Source organism: Actinoplanes sp. NPDC049802 (assembly GCF_040656595.1).
In the GTDB taxonomy this organism is placed as follows: Bacteria; Actinomycetota; Actinomycetes; order Mycobacteriales; family Micromonosporaceae; genus Actinoplanes.
The window spans coordinates 1-15,586 of the sequence record NZ_JBFAMR010000006.1; the positions used below are offsets into that span (position 1 = coordinate 1).

Below are 15,586 nucleotides of genomic sequence, written 5' to 3' on the forward strand. Positions count from 1 at the left end.
TGGGAGGCGAGTGGAAGCCCGACAACGCCTTCGGCACTTCACCGCCCGCTAGCATGTCTTTGTCGCCGGTGAAGAGCCGCGCCCCGTTCCGTGCATCAGCCGTTCGGTGCGGCTTCGGTGGTCAGCCGATGATCAGCTGATGCCGGCCTTGGTGCAGGCCTCGGCGAAGTCGGCGGTGCAGAGCTCTTCCTTGGTGACGAAGCCGTCAGCGACGACGTCCTTCACGTTGGCCGCAGTGATCGACTGCGGGGTGAGCAGGACCGACTTGACGTCCGCCTTGGTCTCCGGGTCGGTGACCGTCTTGGTGGCGGTGCTCGGGGTCTCCTGCTTGGCCAGTGCGATGGCCAGCTCGGCGGCCGCGTCGGCCTCCTTCTTGATGGCCTTGTAGACCGTCATGCACTGGTCACCCGCGAGGATGTTCTGCAGGCCCTGAACGGTGGCGTCCTGGCCGGTCACCGGGACCTTGCCGTTCAGCTTGTTCTTCTTGAGCACCTGGATCGCGGCGTTGCCCAGGCCGTCGTTGGCGGCCAGGACACCGGCGATCGCCTTGTTCTGGGTCAGCATCTGCTCGAAGATCGTGCCGCCCTGGGCGTTGTCCCAGTCCGGAACGTCCTGGTCCGGGCCCTTGGTGTACTCGCCGGCGTCGAACTTCGGCTTGAGGACCGAGTCGTAGCCCTGCTTGAAGAGGGTGGCGTTGTTGTCGGTCGGCGAGCCGTTGAGGTACGCCACGACCGGCTTGGTCGCCTTCTTCTCGGTGAGGCAGTCGACCAGGCCCTGGCCCTGGAGCTTGCCGACCTCGGTGTTGTCGAACGACACGTAGTAGTTCGCGCCGCCGCCGAGGGTGAGGCGGTCGTAGTCGATGGTCGCGATGCCCGCGGCCTTGGCCTTCTCCAGGACGGACTTGCCGGTGCCGGAGTCCAGGTTGACGATGACCAGGACCTTGACGCCGCTGGCGATCATGCCGTCGGCGATCGTGGTGAACCGGGTCTTGTCACCCTCGGCGTTCTGGATGTCGGCCTCGACACCGGCCGCCTTGAACGCCTCGGTCAGGTACTTGAAGTCGGCGGTCGCCCAGCGGGCCGAGCTCTTGGTGTCGGGCAGGATCACGCCGACCTTGCCCGCGGAGCTGGTGCCGCTGCCGGTGCCGGTGTCGGTGTCGCCGTCCTCTTCGGTGCCGCAAGCGGCGATGCTGGTGGCCATGAGGCCGACCGCGGCAAGGGCGAACAGTCCCTTACGCATCCCTTATGTCCTTTCGGGGGGTGAATCCGGGGCCTTGGGTTCGGATTTTTCAGAGACCCGAGTGCCTGGGAGCATCGCGTCTCTGGGTAGCGCCGATGGTTCAGGAACCGGTTTGTTGTGTCCGGCAACGTATTCCCATCGTGGCCGAGAACACAAGCCGCAACGACCGTCTATCTCGTAACGAGGGATAACAATCCGGCAACACGCCAGTGCCACCAGGGCACGATTTCACCGGCGAAGGTCGCTTCGAGATCCACATACCGTAACGCTAGGTAGTTTTCTCCCGATCGGACGCGGAACCTCGAAGAACCGCGGAAGGCACTAAGATCCGGCCGCCCGGATCGGCACGACCGTCGCGCCGGTCAGGCGGATCAGATCGACCGGCGCCAGTGCCACCTGCAGCCCGCGGCGGCCGGCCGAGACATACATCGCCGTCAGCCCGGTGGCCGAGTCGTCGATCACCGTGGGAAGCCGTTTGCGCTGGCCGAGCGGGCTGATCCCGCCGCGCACGTAACCGCTGCTGCGCTCGGCCGCGGCCCGGTCGGCCAGAGTCGCGCGCTTGCCGCCGGACGCCGACGCCAGCGCCTTGAGGTCGAGATCGCCGGTCACCGGCACCACCCCGACCACGAGCCGGCCGTCCACCTCGGCCACCAGGGTCTTGAACACCCGGTGCGGCTCCACCCCCAGGGCCTCCGCCACCAGAGCGCCGTAGTCGGGGGCGTCCGGTGACACGTCGTACGGATGCAGGGTGTGCGCCACACGCTCCGCGGCGAGCAAGGCGGTGGCCGGGGTGCCGGCCGCTTTCTTGGCCATGAGCGGCACGCTACTACCGCGGCGGATCCTCGCGCACGCCCGATTCCGGCCCGTTACGCCGTTGTCGTGATGAGCACGGCCGGCGCCCCGTCCACCCGGGTCAGCACCAGGCCCGCCGAGTTCGGCCCGGACAGCTTGAGGTCCTTGCGCAACTGGTCGGGAACCAGCGCCGATCCCCGTTTGCGGATCTCCAGCACCCCCACGCCCCGCTCACGCAGCAGCGCCCGCAGCCGCTTCAGCGAGAACGGCAGCACGTCGGTCACCTCCAGCCGGCGGGCGAACGGCGTGTCCGCCGGATCGTCGGTGTAGACGTACGCGATCTCCGGGTCGGCCAGCCGCCCGCCTACGCTCGCCGCGAACTCGGCCACCAGGTGCGAACGGACCACCGCCGGATCGGGGTCGTAGAACCAGGCGCCGACCGGTCCGGCCGGCGCCCGCCGCAGTCCCGAGCCGGTCAGCTCCGCCACCGCCCGGTCCCCGATCAGGGTCGCCCGGCGCTCCGCCGAGGCCAGCGGCCCACACCAGAACGCCGCCTCGACCAGGTCGCCGCCGACACTGACCCACTCCCCCTCGGCGCCCGGCGGCAGCAGCCCGTGATCGATGCCGGGCGCCAGTTTCAGCACCGTCCGAGGCACCCGCCCAGACAGGCCGGCGATGAAGTCCCACGGCGGCGAGTACGCCTTCGGGTCGAACACCCGGCCCCGCCCGGCCTGGCGGCGGGCCGGATCGGCGAAGACCGCGTCGTACCGCTCCACCGGCACCGACGTGGCGTCCGCGCACTCCACCACGATCCGGTCGGACAGGCCGGCGACCTCGGCGTTCGCGGCGGCCATGGCGGCGGTCAGCGGGTCGGCGTCCACGGCGTACACCGAGATGCCGTGCCGGGCCGCGGCCAGCGCGTCGGAGCCCAGCCCGCACCCCAGATCGGCGAGGGTCCGCACGCCGGCGGCGGCGAGCCGCGCGGCCCGCCGGTCGGCGACCGCGGCCCGGGTGGCCTGCTCCAGGCCGGGCCGGGTGAAGAACATCCCGGCGGCGTCCACGCCGAACTTGCCTGCGGCGCGCTCCCGCAAACTAGCCTGGGTCAAGGCGGCCGCGGACAGCTCCGCGCCGAAGCCCCTGGCCCGCAGGGCCGAGGCCGCGGCGAGCGGCTCCCCGCCGGCCACCTCGGCCGCCACGGCCAGGGCTTTCGACCCCTCCGGGGTCCGCAACATCCGCAGCGTCTCCAGCATCACGTCAAGCATTCTCCCTGGCGTGACAGGTTGGCACTCTGGTTGACGGAGTGCTAGTTCCGGCATAGTCTCCGGTTAGCACTCTCACCATGAGGGTGCCAGCCGCCCGGCCCGTCCGTGCGGTTAGGCACCAGGCGGACCGGCACCCGCGACGACGGCCCCGCCCGGTGGCATGAGGCATTGACCGGCCTGGTTCAAGGCCGGCGAAACCTGTACCCAGGAGGGTATGCCCGTGACTACCGCGACCAAGGTTGCGATCAAGCCGCTCGAGGACCGCATCGTGGTCCAGGCGAACGAGGCCGAGACCACCACCGCGTCCGGCATCGTGATCCCCGACACCGCCAAGGAGAAGCCCCAGGAGGGCACCGTCCTCGCCGTCGGCCCCGGCCGGATCGACGACAAGGGCAACCGCGTTCCGCTCGACGTCAAGGTCGGCGACGTGGTCCTCTACTCGAAGTACGGCGGCACTGAGGTCAAGTACGCCGGCGAGGAGTACCTGGTGCTCTCCGCCCGTGACGTCCTCGCGGTCATCGAGAAGTGACCTACTGACAGTGCTGACCGCCTCGGTTCGGGTTCGCCCGGACCGGGGCGGTAGTGCGTGAAGGGACCATTCATGGCGAAGATCCTGAGTTTCTCCGACGACGCCCGGCACCTGCTCGAACACGGCGTCAACACGCTCGCCGACACGGTCAAGGTCACCCTGGGCCCGCGCGGCCGCAACGTCGTCCTGGACAAGAAGTTCGGCGCTCCCACGATCACCAACGACGGTGTCACCATCGCCAAGGAGATCGAGCTCACCGACCCGTACGAGAACCTCGGCGCGCAGCTCGTCAAGGAGGTGGCGACCAAGACCAACGACGTCGCCGGTGACGGGACCACCACCGCGACCGTGCTCGCGCAGGCGCTGGTCCGCGAGGGCCTGCGCAACGTGACCGCGGGCGCCAACCCGATCGGCCTCAAGCGGGGCATGGACCTGGCCGCCGAGGCCGTCTCCAAGGCGCTGCTGAGCAAGGCCGTCGAGGTCGCCGACCACAAGGCGATCGCCAACGTCGCCACCATCTCGGCGCAGGACGCGAACATCGGCGAGCTGATCGCCGACGCGATGGACCGGGTCGGCCGCGACGGTGTCATCACCGTCGAGGAGGGCTCGGCGCTGCAGACCGAACTCGAGGTGACCGAGGGTCTCCAGTTCGACAAGGGCTTCATCTCGCCGAACTTCGTGACCGACGCCGAGTCGCAGGAGGCGGTGCTCGAGGACGCCCACATCCTCATCACCACCCAGAAGATCTCCAGCATCGAGGAGCTGCTCCCGCTGCTGGAGAAGGTGCTGCAGACCGGCAAGCCGCTGCTGATCGTCGCGGAGGACGTCGAGGGCCAGGCCCTGTCCACCCTGGTGGTCAACGCGCTGCGCAAGACCGTCAAGGTCGCCGCGGTGAAGGCGCCCGGTTTCGGTGACCGCCGCAAGGCGATCCTGCAGGACCTGGCGATCGCCACCGGTGGCGAGCTGATCGCGCCCGAGCTGGGCTACAAGCTCGACCAGGTCGGCGTCGAGTCGCTGGGCAGCGCCCGGCGGATCGTCGTCGACAAGGAGAACACCACGATCGTCGACGGTGGCGGCAACTCCGCCGACGTCGCCGACCGGGTCGCGCAGATCCGCAAGGAGATCGAGGCGTCCGACTCCGACTGGGACCGCGAGAAGCTCCAGGAGCGGCTGGCCAAGCTCTCCGGCGGCATCGCGGTGATCAAGGTCGGCGCGGCCACCGAGGTCGAGATGAAGGAGCGCAAGCACCGCATCGAGGACGCGATCTCGGCGACCAAGGCGGCCGTCGAGGAGGGCACCGTCCCGGGCGGCGGCGCCGCGCTCGCGCAGGTCTCCAAGGAGCTCGAGGGCAACCTGGGCCTGACCGGCGAGGAGGCGCTCGGCGTCGGCATCGTCCGCAAGGCGCTGGTCGAGCCGCTGCGCTGGATCGCGCAGAACGCCGGCCACGACGGCTACGTCGTGGTGGGCAAGGTCGCCGAGCTGGGCTGGGGCCACGGCCTCAACGCGGCCACCGACGAATACGTCGACCTGGCCGCGGCCGGCATCATCGACCCGGTGAAGGTGACCCGCAACGCGGTCTCCAACGCCGTCTCGATCGCCGGGCTCCTGCTGACCACCGAGAGCCTCGTGGTGGAGAAGCCGGCCGAGTCGGCGCCGGCCGCGGCCGGTCACGGCCACAGCCACGGGCACGGGCACGGCCACCAGCACGGTCCGGGCTTCTGACCAGCCGGGCTTCGATGTGAAGGGCGCGCTCCGACGAGCGCGCCCTTTCCCTTTTTCCGGGTACGCCGAGAGCCCGGCGTGTGGAGTTCGGGCGCGTAGCGCACCCGAACTCCACACGCCGGTTTGCAGGCCGCCGCGGATCGGGGCGGCACCCGGCGATGCCTGCGTGTCGTGTGCCGCAGGCTCTTACCCGAACCGCCGGGACGACCCGGCAGCGCCTGCCCGTGCCGCGCCCCGGCAGGGCGCGCGCCCTGCCGGGGCCGGTGCCGCGCGGCGGGCGCTACGTGCGTTCGGACATCTCGGCCGGTTCGGTGCCGCCCTGCCAGGAACGCCACAGCGCCGCATAAGCCCCGCCGGCCGCCACCAGCTCGTCGTGCGACCCCAGCTCGACGATCCGGCCGTCCTCCATCACGGCGACCCGGTCCGCGTCGTGCGCTGAGAAGAGCCGGTGCGCGATGGCCACCACGGTCCGCCCGCTGACCACCGCGGCCAGCGAACGTTCCAGGTCCCGGGCGGCACGCGGGTCCAGCATCGCGGTGGCCTCGTCGAGCACCAGGGTGTGCGGGTCGGCGATGACCAGCCGGGCCAGGGCCACCTGCTGCGCCTGCGCCGGGGAGAGCGGATGCCCGCCGGCGCCGACGACCGTGTCCAGCCCGTCCGGCAGCGCGTCCGCCCAGTGCAGGGCCTGTACGGCGGTCAGCGCTGCCCGTACCTCTGGATCGGGGACGCCGGGACGCACCAGGGCGACGTTGTCGCGAAGCGTGCCGATGAAGACGTGATGCTCCTGGGTGACCAGCGCGACCTCGGCACGCAGCCGCTCCGGCGGCAGCGCCGCGAGGGGCGTCCCGCCGACCGTGACGCTGCCGGAGGTGGGCTGGTGCACTCCGGCGAGCAGACGGCCGAGGGTGGACTTGCCGGCACCGGAGACACCTACGACGGCGAGCCGCTCGCCCGGTTCCAGGACCAGGTCGACGCCGTGCAGCACCTCCCGGCCGGGCTGGTAGCCGAACCGCACCCCGCGCACCTCGATCCGGGTTCCGGCCGGTTCGGCGGCGTGGACCGGCCGGGGCGCCGGTCCCGCGGTGACGCCGAGCAGCCGGGCCAGCGCGGCCGCGCCCACCTCCAGTTCGTCGAGCCAGCCGACCAGCCGGTCCAGGGGGTCGACCAGCTGCTGCACGTAGATCACCGCCGCGGTCAGCGCGCCCAGGGTCACGGCGGACCGCAGGTAGAGCCAGCCGCCGGCGAGCAGGGTGAGCACCATCGGCAGGACGTAGCTGATCTCGATGACCGGCCACCAGACCGTTCGCAGGCGCAGCGTGTACCGCTCGGCCCGCCAGGATCTCCGCAGGTCGGCGTCGGTACGCCCGACCCGCTGCCGTTGCCGTCGCAGCGCCTCGACGGTCCGCGCGCCCTCGACCGTCTCGGTGAGCCCCTCGGTCACGTCCGAGTAGGCGGCGTTCTGCCGCAGGTAGCCGCGTGGCGCCCGGCGCAGGTACCACCGGGTGCCGGCCGTCATGATCGGCGCCCCGATCAGCAGCGGCACCGCGAACACCGGGCTGACCAGCACCAGCGCCCCGACCACGAGGAACAGGGTGACCACCGCGATGAGCGTCTCCGGCACGGCGAAGCGGACGCATTTGGACAGCGCGTCGACGTCCCGGGTGGCCCGGGTCAACAGGTCACCGGAACCGGCCGCCTCCACCGTGGACAGCGGCATGGCCAGCACCCGGGTCACGAACTCCTCCCGCAGCCGGGCCAGCACCCGCTCGCCCAGCCGGGCCGAGGCCAGGTGCGCGAACCGGATCAGCACCGCCTGTGCCAGCACGAACCCGGCGATCATCAGTGCCAGCCGGTCCAGCTCACGCACCGGGACCCCGTCGTGGATGCCCTGCACCATGTCACCGAGCAGCCGGGGACCGGCCAGCCCGGCCAGGGCGGCGGCCACGTGCAGGCCGACCGTGGCGCGGAACATGGCCGGGTGGTCGCGGATCAGGTCACGGGCGTACCGGCGGACCTGTGCGGCGCCCGCCACCGGCAACAGGCGGGTCACTGCTTCTCCTCGCGCAGCACCATCCGGGCGTATCCGGGCTCGCCGCGCAACAGATCCGGATGCCGGCCGGCGGCCACCACCCGGCCGTCCTCGACGTAGCAGACGTGGTCGGCGCGGCTCAGCATCAGCGGGCTCGACGTGCAGACCACCGTGGTCCGCCCACCGCGGGCGATGCGCAGCCGCTCCGCGATCCGGGCCTCGGTGTGCGCGTCCACCGCGTTCGTCGGCTCCACCAGGATCAGCACCTCCGGATCGGCGAGCAGCGCGCGGGCCAGACGCAGCCGCTGCTGCTGGCCACCGGAGAAGGTCCGGCCACGGTCGGCGACCACGGTGTCCGTGCCGTCCGGCAGCCCGTCGACGATGTCGGTGGCGGCGGCCGCGGCCAGCGCTCCCGGTACGTCGCCACGGCCGCCCGGATCCAGGTCGGAGCCCAGCCGGCCGGAGAAGAGGCGGGCGTCGTTGTCGACGACCAGGATCCGGTCGCGTACCTCGGACAGGGCGGCCGCGGAGAGTGGGACTCCGCCGGCGGTGGCGCCTTCCTCGTACCGGCCCAGGCGGTCGGCGATCCGGGCCGCGTCAGCCGGCGTGGCCGCCACGATCGCGGTCAGAAGGCCGGGCGGGACCCGCACCCCGGACTCCGGGTCGGCCAGCTCACCGACCGGCAGCGGGACCGGATCCGGCGGGTCGGGCAGGTGGCCGGACACCCGGAGCATCGCCACCACCCGGCGGCTCGACACGTGTCCCCGGGTCATCTTGTCGATCGCCTCGGTGAGCTGGCGCAGCGGGGCGACCAGGAAAGCGGCGTACGCGTAGAACGACACCAACTGCCCCACGGTCAGCCGCCCGTCCGCCGCGAACCGCGCGCCCAGCCAGGTGACCAGCACCAGGAAAGCGCCCGGCAGCAGCACCTGGGCCGCCTCCAGCAGGGACTCGACGCGCGCGGTGCGTACGCCCGCCGCGCGCAGCGCCTGAGACTCGGCGCGGTAGCGCGCCGCCAAGGCCGGCTCCCCACCCACGCCGCGCAGCACCCGCAGCCCGCCGACCAGATCCGCGGCCCGGCCGGTCAGCCGTCCCTGACTCTCCCGGTACGCCCGCTGCCGCTCGTGCAGCGGGCGGATCAGCACGCCCACCACCAGCATCAACAGCGGCACCCCGACCAGCACGATCAGACCCAGCGGCACCGACGTGCGCAGCAGCACCACGGTGATCGTGGCGACCGCCAGCAGCGAGCCGATGCCACGCGAGGTGATGTCGACGGCGCCGCCGATGTGGGTGATGTCCGAGGTGCCGATCGCGACCACCTCGCCCGCGTCCAGGCGGCGCGGCAGGGTGGAGCCGAGCCGGTTCGCCTGCCGGACCACCACCTGCACGGTCCGGAACGCGGCGCCCAGCCAGTTGGTGACCGCGAACCGGTGCCGGGAGATGCCGGTCAGCGCCTGCACCACCCCGGCGCCGAGCAGCAGCAGCGCCCAGGCCACCAGCGCGGCGGCGTCGCGGGCCACGACGGCGTCCACGGCCCGGCCGACCATCGCCGGCACCAGCGCCTGACAGCCCATCCAGGCGATCGCCAGCAGTGCCGCCGCCGCGACCGTCAGCCAGGAACGCCGGACCAGCCAGAACAGGTATCGAGTGGCGGACCGGGAGTCGGGAGTGCCGGGATCGGTGACGGGCAGTCTTCGCATCAGGCCCCGACGGTAAGTGCCGGGGCGCGCCGACGGCGAGGGTCAGCGATCGACCGGGTTGAAATCCCAGACGTGCGGAGCGCGTGCCACCAGGTTCTCCGGTGGCGTCAGCAGGCTCTCCGGGGTATTGCGCCATTTGGTGATGACGACGATGCGATGATCGGTGGACGAATAGACGTCACTCGACACATGTTGTGGCAGCACCTCCAGAGCCGGCACCGCCGTGTCGCAGACCCAGGCCAGCAGCTCGTCGAAGCCACTGCGCGAGGCCCGCACCTCCCACATCCGCGCGATCATGAACGCTTCCTACCCCGGCACACTGACCGAGGTCAAACTCATCGCGGAATCGGCCGGAAGATCCAGCCGGCTCGGGGCCACGCCGGCCGCGACGAGATGCGAGCCGAGTGCCGCGACCATCGCGCCGTTGTCGGTGCAAAGACCAGGCCGGGGTACGCGGACCGCGATCCCGTGTCGGGCCGCACGCTCCTCGGCGAGCACCCGCAGTCGCGAGTTGGCCGCCACCCCGCCACCGATGACCAGCGTGCCCACCCCGTTCGTCCGGCAGGCGTCGATCGCCTTGGCGGTGAGCACGTCGCAGACCGCCTCCTGGAAACTCGCCGACACGTCCGCCACCGGCACCGGCTCACCGGCGCGTTCCCGGCTCTCCACCCAGCGGGCCACGGCCGTCTTGAGCCCCGAGAACGAGAAGTCGAACCGGTGCGCCGCCAGATCCTTCGCCGCCGTCAGCCCGCGCGGAAACGCGATCGACGCCGGGTCGCCCTCACGAGCCGCCCGGTCGATGATCGGCCCACCCGGGAAGCCGAGCCCGAGCAGCCGGGCCACCTTGTCGAAAGCCTCACCCGCCGCGTCGTCGATGGTGGCGCCGAGCGGGGTCACACCCGCCGTCAGATCGTCGACCAGCAGCAACGACGAATGGCCCCCGGAGACGAGCATCGCCACCGCGGGCTCGGGCAGCGGGCCGTGCTCCAGCGTGTCCACCGCCACGTGCGCGGCCAGATGGTTGACGCCGTAAATCGGCTTCTCGGCGGCGAGAGCGTACCCCTTCGCGGCGGCCACGCCGACCAACAGCGCCCCGGCCAGGCCCGGGCCGCTGGTGACGGCGATCGCGTCGATGTCGGCGAGGGTCACGCCGGCCTCGTCGAGAGCCCGTTGCATGGTCGGGACCAGCGCCTCCAGGTGGGCGCGGCTGGCCACCTCCGGCACCACCCCACCGAACCGGGCATGCTGGTCCACGCTGGACGCCAGCGCGTCGGCGAGCAGGGTGTGGCCGCGCACGATGCCGACACCGGTCTCGTCGCAGGAGGTCTCGATCCCGAGGACCAGGGGTTCGTCACGCATCGCGCATCATCACCAGGGCGTCCGTGTTGCTGGGTTGGTAGTAGCCGCGCCGGATCCCGACCGGCTCGAAGTCATAGCTGGCGTAGAGCCGCTGGGCCGCCGCGTTGTCGACCGCCACCTCGAGCAGCGTCTTCCGGGCGCCGCGCCGGGCGGCCTCGGCGAGCAGCGCCTCCAACAGGATCCGGCCGATGCCGCGCCGCTGGGCGTCCCGGCGGACCGCGATGTTCTGCACCCACGACTCGTCGTCGTCCACGACGGACAGGCCGGCGTATCCGGCGACCGCACCGGCATCCGTGGCGACCAGGTAGAACTGCCGGGTGGCCAGCTCGTTCCAGAACATGGCGGCGGACCACTTCTCCGGGCCGAAGAGGTCCTCCTCGATCGGCAGGACCTCGTCGATGTGCCACCAGCGGAAACGTTCGATGACACAGTCCGGCGTCGTGTCCGCCCGGTCCGCGTTCGCGTCCTTCGCGGCCGCGCTTGTGGTCGCCGGCTGTTCGGCGCTCGCCGCGGCCGTGCTCCCGCCCGCGCTCGTGGCCGCGCTCCCGCCCGCGCTCGTGGCCGCGCTCGTGGCCGCGCTCGTGGCCGCGCTCGTGGCCGCGCTCGTGGCCGCGCTCCCGCCCGCGCTCGTGGCCGCGCTCGTGGCCGCGCTCGTGGCCGCGCTCCCGCCCGCGCTCGTGGCCGCGCTCCCGCCCGCGCTCGTGGCCGCCGCGCTCGTGGTCGCCGGGTTTTCGGCGGTCATCAGGTCAGCACCGCCTTGCGGGCCGACGGCTCCACCGCGTCGGGGCGGCGCAGGTAGAGCGGCGTCAGCACCTCGCTCGGCGCACCCGCCCGGATCCGCGGCGCCGCGATCGCCACCAGCGCCGCCCCCGGCGGATAGAGCAGATGCTCCTCCACCGGCACGCCGAACACGTCGCCGTACTTCAAGGCACCTTCCCCGGCCGCTCGCTCGACCAGCCCGGCCATCGACGTCCCACCGCCGGCCTCCTCGGCGCCGACCAGCACCCCGGCCGGCAGCGAGCCGCCGGTGGCGCCGCGCACCAGGGCGGCCACGTCGGCCGGCTTGGCCACCTCCGGGCCGGTCATCCGCTCGCCGTCCGCGAACGTCGCGAAATACACCTCGCGGCGGCGCGCGTCGGTGGCGACCAGCACCCGGCCCGGCCCCGCGGCACGGCCCAGGGCGTCCAGCGAACACACCCCGTACGTCGGGATGCCCAGCGCCTGCCCCATGCTCGCCGCGGTGGCCAGCCCGACCCGCAGGCCGGTGAACGGGCCCGGCCCGACCCCGGCCACGATCGCCGTGAGATCCCGGGGCCGCACCCCGGCGTCGGCGAGAACGGCGGCGATCTCCGGGGCCAGTTTCTCCCCGTGGGCGCGCGGATCGACGGTGCGCCGCTCCGCCACCCCGGTCAGACCGTCCACGGTCACCTCGACGAGGGCGGCCGTCGAGGCGGGGGTTGCGGTGTCCAGAGCCAGTACCAGCACAGGGTGACCCTAGACGGTGGCCCGCGGGTCCCAGTCGATGACCGGCCGCCCACCGTCGGCGAGAGCCTTGTTGGCCGCGCTGAACGGACGGCTGCCCAGGAAACCGACCCGGTTCAGCGGGCTCGGGTGCCCGGCCTCCAGGATCGCGTGCGCCGGATTGGTGACCAGCGCCGCCTTCTTCTTCGCGTAACTGCCCCAGAGCATGAAGACGATCCGCTCGTCACGCTCGTTGAGAGCCTTGATGGTGGCGTCGGTGAACGCCTCCCAGCCCTTGTTGCCGTGCGATCCGGCCTTGCCCGCCCGGACCGTCAGAACCGCGTTGAGCAGCAGCACCCCCTGCCGCGCCCACCCGGTCAGATCTCCACCCGCGGGCTTCGGCACGTTCAGGTCCTCGTTGAGCTCCTTGAAGATGTTGCTCAGTGACGGCGGCCGGCGAACCCCGTCGCGCACGCTGAAGCTGAGACCGTGCGCCTGGCCCGGACCGTGGTACGGGTCCTGCCCCAGGATCAGCACCCGGGTCTGCTCCGGGGAACACAGCCGGTACGCCGCGAACAGGTCCTCCACCGGTGGGTAGACAGTCTGCGTCGCATACTCCTCCGCCACCCACTCGCCCAGAGCGACGGTCGCGGCGGCGTCGAGGTGGGGGGTCAGCTCGGCACGCCACTCGGCGGGCAGCAGCTCGGTCAGGTTCACAGGCTCTCCAGTCGGTGTGCCCAGTCGCCGCCGTGCGGCGACAACTCGACGATGCGGGTGTCGTCATCCAGCCGGTCCAGGCGGACCTGCAGGTATTCGTCGTTGAGCTGTTCCACGAGGCCGACACCCCACTCGACGACGGTCACCGCGTCGTCGGCCGAGGCGTCCAGGTCGAGGTCGTCGATCTCGGCGCGAGGGTCCGGCCGGTCGCCCAGCCGATAGGCGTCGGCGTGCACCAGCGGCACCGGGCCGCGATACACCCGGGCGATCACGAACGTGGGTGAGGTGATCGGCCCCTCCACGCCCAGACCGGCGCCGATCCCCTGGGCCAGGGCCGTCTTGCCGGCGCCCAGCGGTCCGGTGAGCAGCACCAGGTCACCGGGCCGCAGCACGCCGGCCAGCCGCCGCCCGAACTCCCGGGTGTCGTCGACCGTCTTCAGCTTCACGTGAGTTTCTCCAGGAAAGGGATCAGCGCGGCGTTGACCTGATCGGCCTTCTCCAGCATCACCACATGGCCGCTGTGCTCGATCTTCAACAGCTCGGCCTCCGGCAGGTTCTCGATGATCTGCTCCGAGTGGGTGACCGGAGTCAGATAGTCCCGGTCGCCGACCACCACCAGCACCGGGACGCCGCGCAGCGCGGACAGCGCCGGGATGCGATTGTGCGTGTAGAGCGTCTGCAGGTACTTGGTGAGCGTCTCCGCCGACGTCTTCGAATTCATGCTCTCGACGAAGGTGACGAGCGACGGGCTGGGCCTCGACTCACCGAAGCCGTACCGCCGGGTGAGCAGCCACGCCAGATCGGAGGAGGCCACCCGGGCCCGGTCGATGGTGCCGCCACCGAGCTGGGCCGCCTTGTCCCACAGCGGGAAGAACGGGGCGCTGACCCGGGCCACCATGTTGGTGATGCCGAGCTTCGCCTTGTCGAACAGCCCGGCCGAGGTGGAGATCAGCACCACACCGGTGACCCGGTTGCCGAACCAGGCCGGGAACTGCTCGGCGAACGCCATGATGGTCATCCCGCCCATCGAATGGCCGACCAGGATTATCCGGCCCTCCGGCACGGTCTCCTCCAGCACGGCGGCCAGTGAGCGGCCGAGGGCTGCCAGATCATACGTCCCCGATTTGAGCTTGCTGGACCGGCCGTGACCGGGCTGGTCGTAGAAGACCAACCGGTGGGTGCCGCGCCCGGCCAGCTCCTTGCGCTGGAAGTAGAAGGTGCCCATGTCCAGCGCGAACCCGTGGACGAAGACGATCGTCGGCTCGGAACTCGCGCCCTCCGGCTCGATGATCTCCACGTGCAGGTCGGTGCCGTCGGCTGCGGTCACCGTCAGTGACCGGTCGCAGGGCTGGTCGCCGAACGGCTCATCCACATAGGGGTCGCCGGGCGCGTTGACCGAACGCCGCACCAGCGCCCGCTCCACGGCGAACGCCGTCGCCAGACCGGCCGCGGCCACACCGACCGCGGCTCCGAAAATGCCCGCCCGCTTGGCGGCCCGGGACCGCTTCACCAGGTGACCTCCCCGTCGTAATGCCGTGGGATCCGGCTGCTGCCGAACCGGGTGACGATCTCGTAGTTGATCGTGCCGGTCGCGGCGGCCCAGTCGTCGGCGGTCGGCTCGCCGTCGTCGCCCGGCCCGAACAGCACCGCCACGTCACCGGCCACCACCGGCTCGTCACCCACGTCCACCACCAGCTGGTCCATGCACACCCGCCCGGCGATCGGCGCCGTGACGCCACCCACCCGCACCGGGCCGCTGCTGGAAGCGTGCCGGGGCACCCCGTCGCCGTAACCCAGCGGCACCACGGCAAGGGTGGTCTCCCGGGACGTCGTGTAGGTCAACCCGTACGACACGCCCTGACCGGCCGGGACCCGCTTGGTCAGCATCACCCGGGCGCGGGCCGTCATGGCCGGGCGCAGACCATACGTCTCTCCGGGGAGGGGTGACAACCCATATGCCGCGATGCCCACCCGCACCAGGTCGAAGTGCGCGTCCGGCCGGGTGAGCAGGCCCGCCGAATTGGCGATGTGCCGGTAACGCGGGCTGATCCCGACCGTCGCGGCCAGGGCCAGACCCTCGTGGAAGGCGGCGAGCTGCCGGTCGACCGACTCGTGGCCGGGCTCGTCCGCGCAGGCGAGATGGCTCCACACGCCGGCCACCTCGATGTCGCCGCCGGCCTGTGCCTTGGCGGCCGCCTCGAACAGCGCCGGCCACTCGCCGGGCACCGCGCCGCCCCGGGCCAGCCCGGTGTCGAGCTTGAGGTGCACGTGGGCCGGGCGGCCGGCCCGGCGGGCGGCCACCACCAGCTCGTCGAGCATGGCCGTGGTCGCGGCGCTCAGGTCGACCCCGGCCGCCACCCCCTCGTGCAGGTCGAGCCCAGGGGTGAGCAGCCAGGCCAGGACGGGCGCCGCGACCCCCGCACGGCGCAGCGCCAGCGCCTCGCCGAGCGTGGCGACACCCAGCCAGGTGGCGCCGCCGGCGAGTGCGGCCCGGGCGGCCGGGACCATGCCGTGCCCGTAGCCGTCCGCCTTGACCGCGACCAGCACCTCGGCGGAGGTGCGGGCGCGCAGCGAAGCGACGTTGTCCCGGATCGCGTCCAGATCGACGCGGACTTCGGCCTGCCACATGCCATCCACCCTACTGAGGCGTATGACATTTCCTTCCGCTCAGCCCACGAGATGATCGGCACCGGGTCTCCCGCCCGGCCCGGGACCGGTCCACCGGATCACCGGCGCGGCCGGTCCTCGCCTTCGAGACCCCATCGTGGACATC

Annotated in this window: 15 protein-coding genes; 2 read left to right on the plus strand and 13 right to left on the minus strand. The window is 71.9% G+C overall.

Features of this window, described 5'->3' with window-relative positions; translation table 11 throughout:
- Nucleotides 1-132: 132 nt before the first annotated feature.
- The 3 genes from AB0I88_RS05910 to AB0I88_RS05920 form a co-directional block, all read right to left on the minus strand.
- Nucleotides 133-1,239 (minus strand): substrate-binding domain-containing protein, encoded by a 1,107-nt coding sequence (locus AB0I88_RS05910; RefSeq protein ID WP_361018932.1) that lies wholly within the window; start codon nucleotides 1,237-1,239, stop codon nucleotides 133-135.
- A 321-nt stretch (nucleotides 1,240-1,560) separates the two neighbouring features.
- Nucleotides 1,561-2,052 (minus strand): Cys-tRNA(Pro) deacylase, encoded by a 492-nt coding sequence (gene ybaK / locus AB0I88_RS05915; RefSeq protein WP_361018935.1) that lies wholly within the window; start codon nucleotides 2,050-2,052, stop codon nucleotides 1,561-1,563.
- A gap of 53 nt (nucleotides 2,053-2,105) precedes the next feature.
- Nucleotides 2,106-3,293 carry a class I SAM-dependent methyltransferase gene (locus AB0I88_RS05920; RefSeq protein ID WP_361018938.1) on the minus strand — a complete coding sequence of 396 codons (1,188 nt, stop codon included), beginning with the start codon at nucleotides 3,291-3,293 and terminating at the stop codon, nucleotides 2,106-2,108.
- A 214-nt stretch (nucleotides 3,294-3,507) separates the two neighbouring features.
- On the opposite strand from AB0I88_RS05920, the gene groES reads away from it, so the two are divergent.
- Entirely contained in the window at nucleotides 3,508-3,822 is a 315-nt protein-coding gene (groES, locus tag AB0I88_RS05925) for a co-chaperone GroES (RefSeq protein WP_014440794.1), read from the plus strand.
- A gap of 72 nt (nucleotides 3,823-3,894) precedes the next feature.
- The gene (gene groL / locus AB0I88_RS05930) at nucleotides 3,895-5,544 is read left to right on the plus strand and encodes a chaperonin GroEL (RefSeq protein ID WP_361018941.1); all 1,650 of its coding nucleotides are present in this window, start codon (nucleotides 3,895-3,897) and stop codon (nucleotides 5,542-5,544) included.
- A 280-nt stretch (nucleotides 5,545-5,824) separates the two neighbouring features.
- On the opposite strand, the gene AB0I88_RS05935 is transcribed toward groL, so the two are convergent.
- From AB0I88_RS05935 to alr, 10 genes are all read right to left on the minus strand, one after another.
- Entirely contained in the window at nucleotides 5,825-7,594 is a 1,770-nt protein-coding gene (locus AB0I88_RS05935) for an ABC transporter ATP-binding protein (protein ID WP_361018944.1), read from the minus strand.
- A complete protein-coding gene (locus AB0I88_RS05940) occupies nucleotides 7,591-9,276 on the minus strand; it encodes an ABC transporter ATP-binding protein (protein WP_361018947.1) in 1,686 nt (561 codons plus the stop codon). Before AB0I88_RS05940 ends, AB0I88_RS05935 begins: the two co-directional genes overlap by 4 nt.
- A gap of 42 nt (nucleotides 9,277-9,318) precedes the next feature.
- On the minus strand, nucleotides 9,319-9,573 hold the full coding sequence (locus AB0I88_RS05945; RefSeq protein WP_361018950.1) for a hypothetical protein: 255 nt from the start codon (nucleotides 9,571-9,573) through the stop codon (nucleotides 9,319-9,321).
- A 9-nt stretch (nucleotides 9,574-9,582) separates the two neighbouring features.
- A complete protein-coding gene (tsaD, locus tag AB0I88_RS05950) occupies nucleotides 9,583-10,635 on the minus strand; it encodes a tRNA (adenosine(37)-N6)-threonylcarbamoyltransferase complex transferase subunit TsaD (RefSeq protein ID WP_361018953.1) in 1,053 nt (350 codons plus the stop codon).
- Complete coding sequence (gene rimI / locus AB0I88_RS05955; protein WP_361019428.1) at nucleotides 10,628-11,059, minus strand: ribosomal protein S18-alanine N-acetyltransferase; 432 nt, start codon at nucleotides 11,057-11,059, stop codon at nucleotides 10,628-10,630. The genes tsaD and rimI overlap by 8 nt, the downstream gene beginning before the upstream one ends.
- Before the next feature lie 317 nt (nucleotides 11,060-11,376).
- Nucleotides 11,377-12,120 carry a tRNA (adenosine(37)-N6)-threonylcarbamoyltransferase complex dimerization subunit type 1 TsaB gene (tsaB, locus tag AB0I88_RS05960; protein ID WP_361018955.1) on the minus strand — a complete coding sequence of 248 codons (744 nt, stop codon included), beginning with the start codon at nucleotides 12,118-12,120 and terminating at the stop codon, nucleotides 11,377-11,379.
- A gap of 9 nt (nucleotides 12,121-12,129) precedes the next feature.
- A complete protein-coding gene (gene ung / locus AB0I88_RS05965; RefSeq protein WP_361018958.1) occupies nucleotides 12,130-12,813 on the minus strand; it encodes a uracil-DNA glycosylase in 684 nt (227 codons plus the stop codon).
- Complete coding sequence (tsaE, locus tag AB0I88_RS05970; RefSeq protein ID WP_361018960.1) at nucleotides 12,810-13,259, minus strand: tRNA (adenosine(37)-N6)-threonylcarbamoyltransferase complex ATPase subunit type 1 TsaE; 450 nt, start codon at nucleotides 13,257-13,259, stop codon at nucleotides 12,810-12,812. Before tsaE ends, ung begins: the two co-directional genes overlap by 4 nt.
- A complete protein-coding gene (locus AB0I88_RS05975) occupies nucleotides 13,256-14,323 on the minus strand; it encodes an alpha/beta hydrolase (protein WP_361018963.1) in 1,068 nt (355 codons plus the stop codon). Before AB0I88_RS05975 ends, tsaE begins: the two co-directional genes overlap by 4 nt.
- On the minus strand, nucleotides 14,320-15,441 hold the full coding sequence (gene alr, locus AB0I88_RS05980) for an alanine racemase (protein ID WP_361018966.1): 1,122 nt from the start codon (nucleotides 15,439-15,441) through the stop codon (nucleotides 14,320-14,322). Before alr ends, AB0I88_RS05975 begins: the two co-directional genes overlap by 4 nt.
- Between the last annotated feature and the right edge of the window lie 145 nt (nucleotides 15,442-15,586).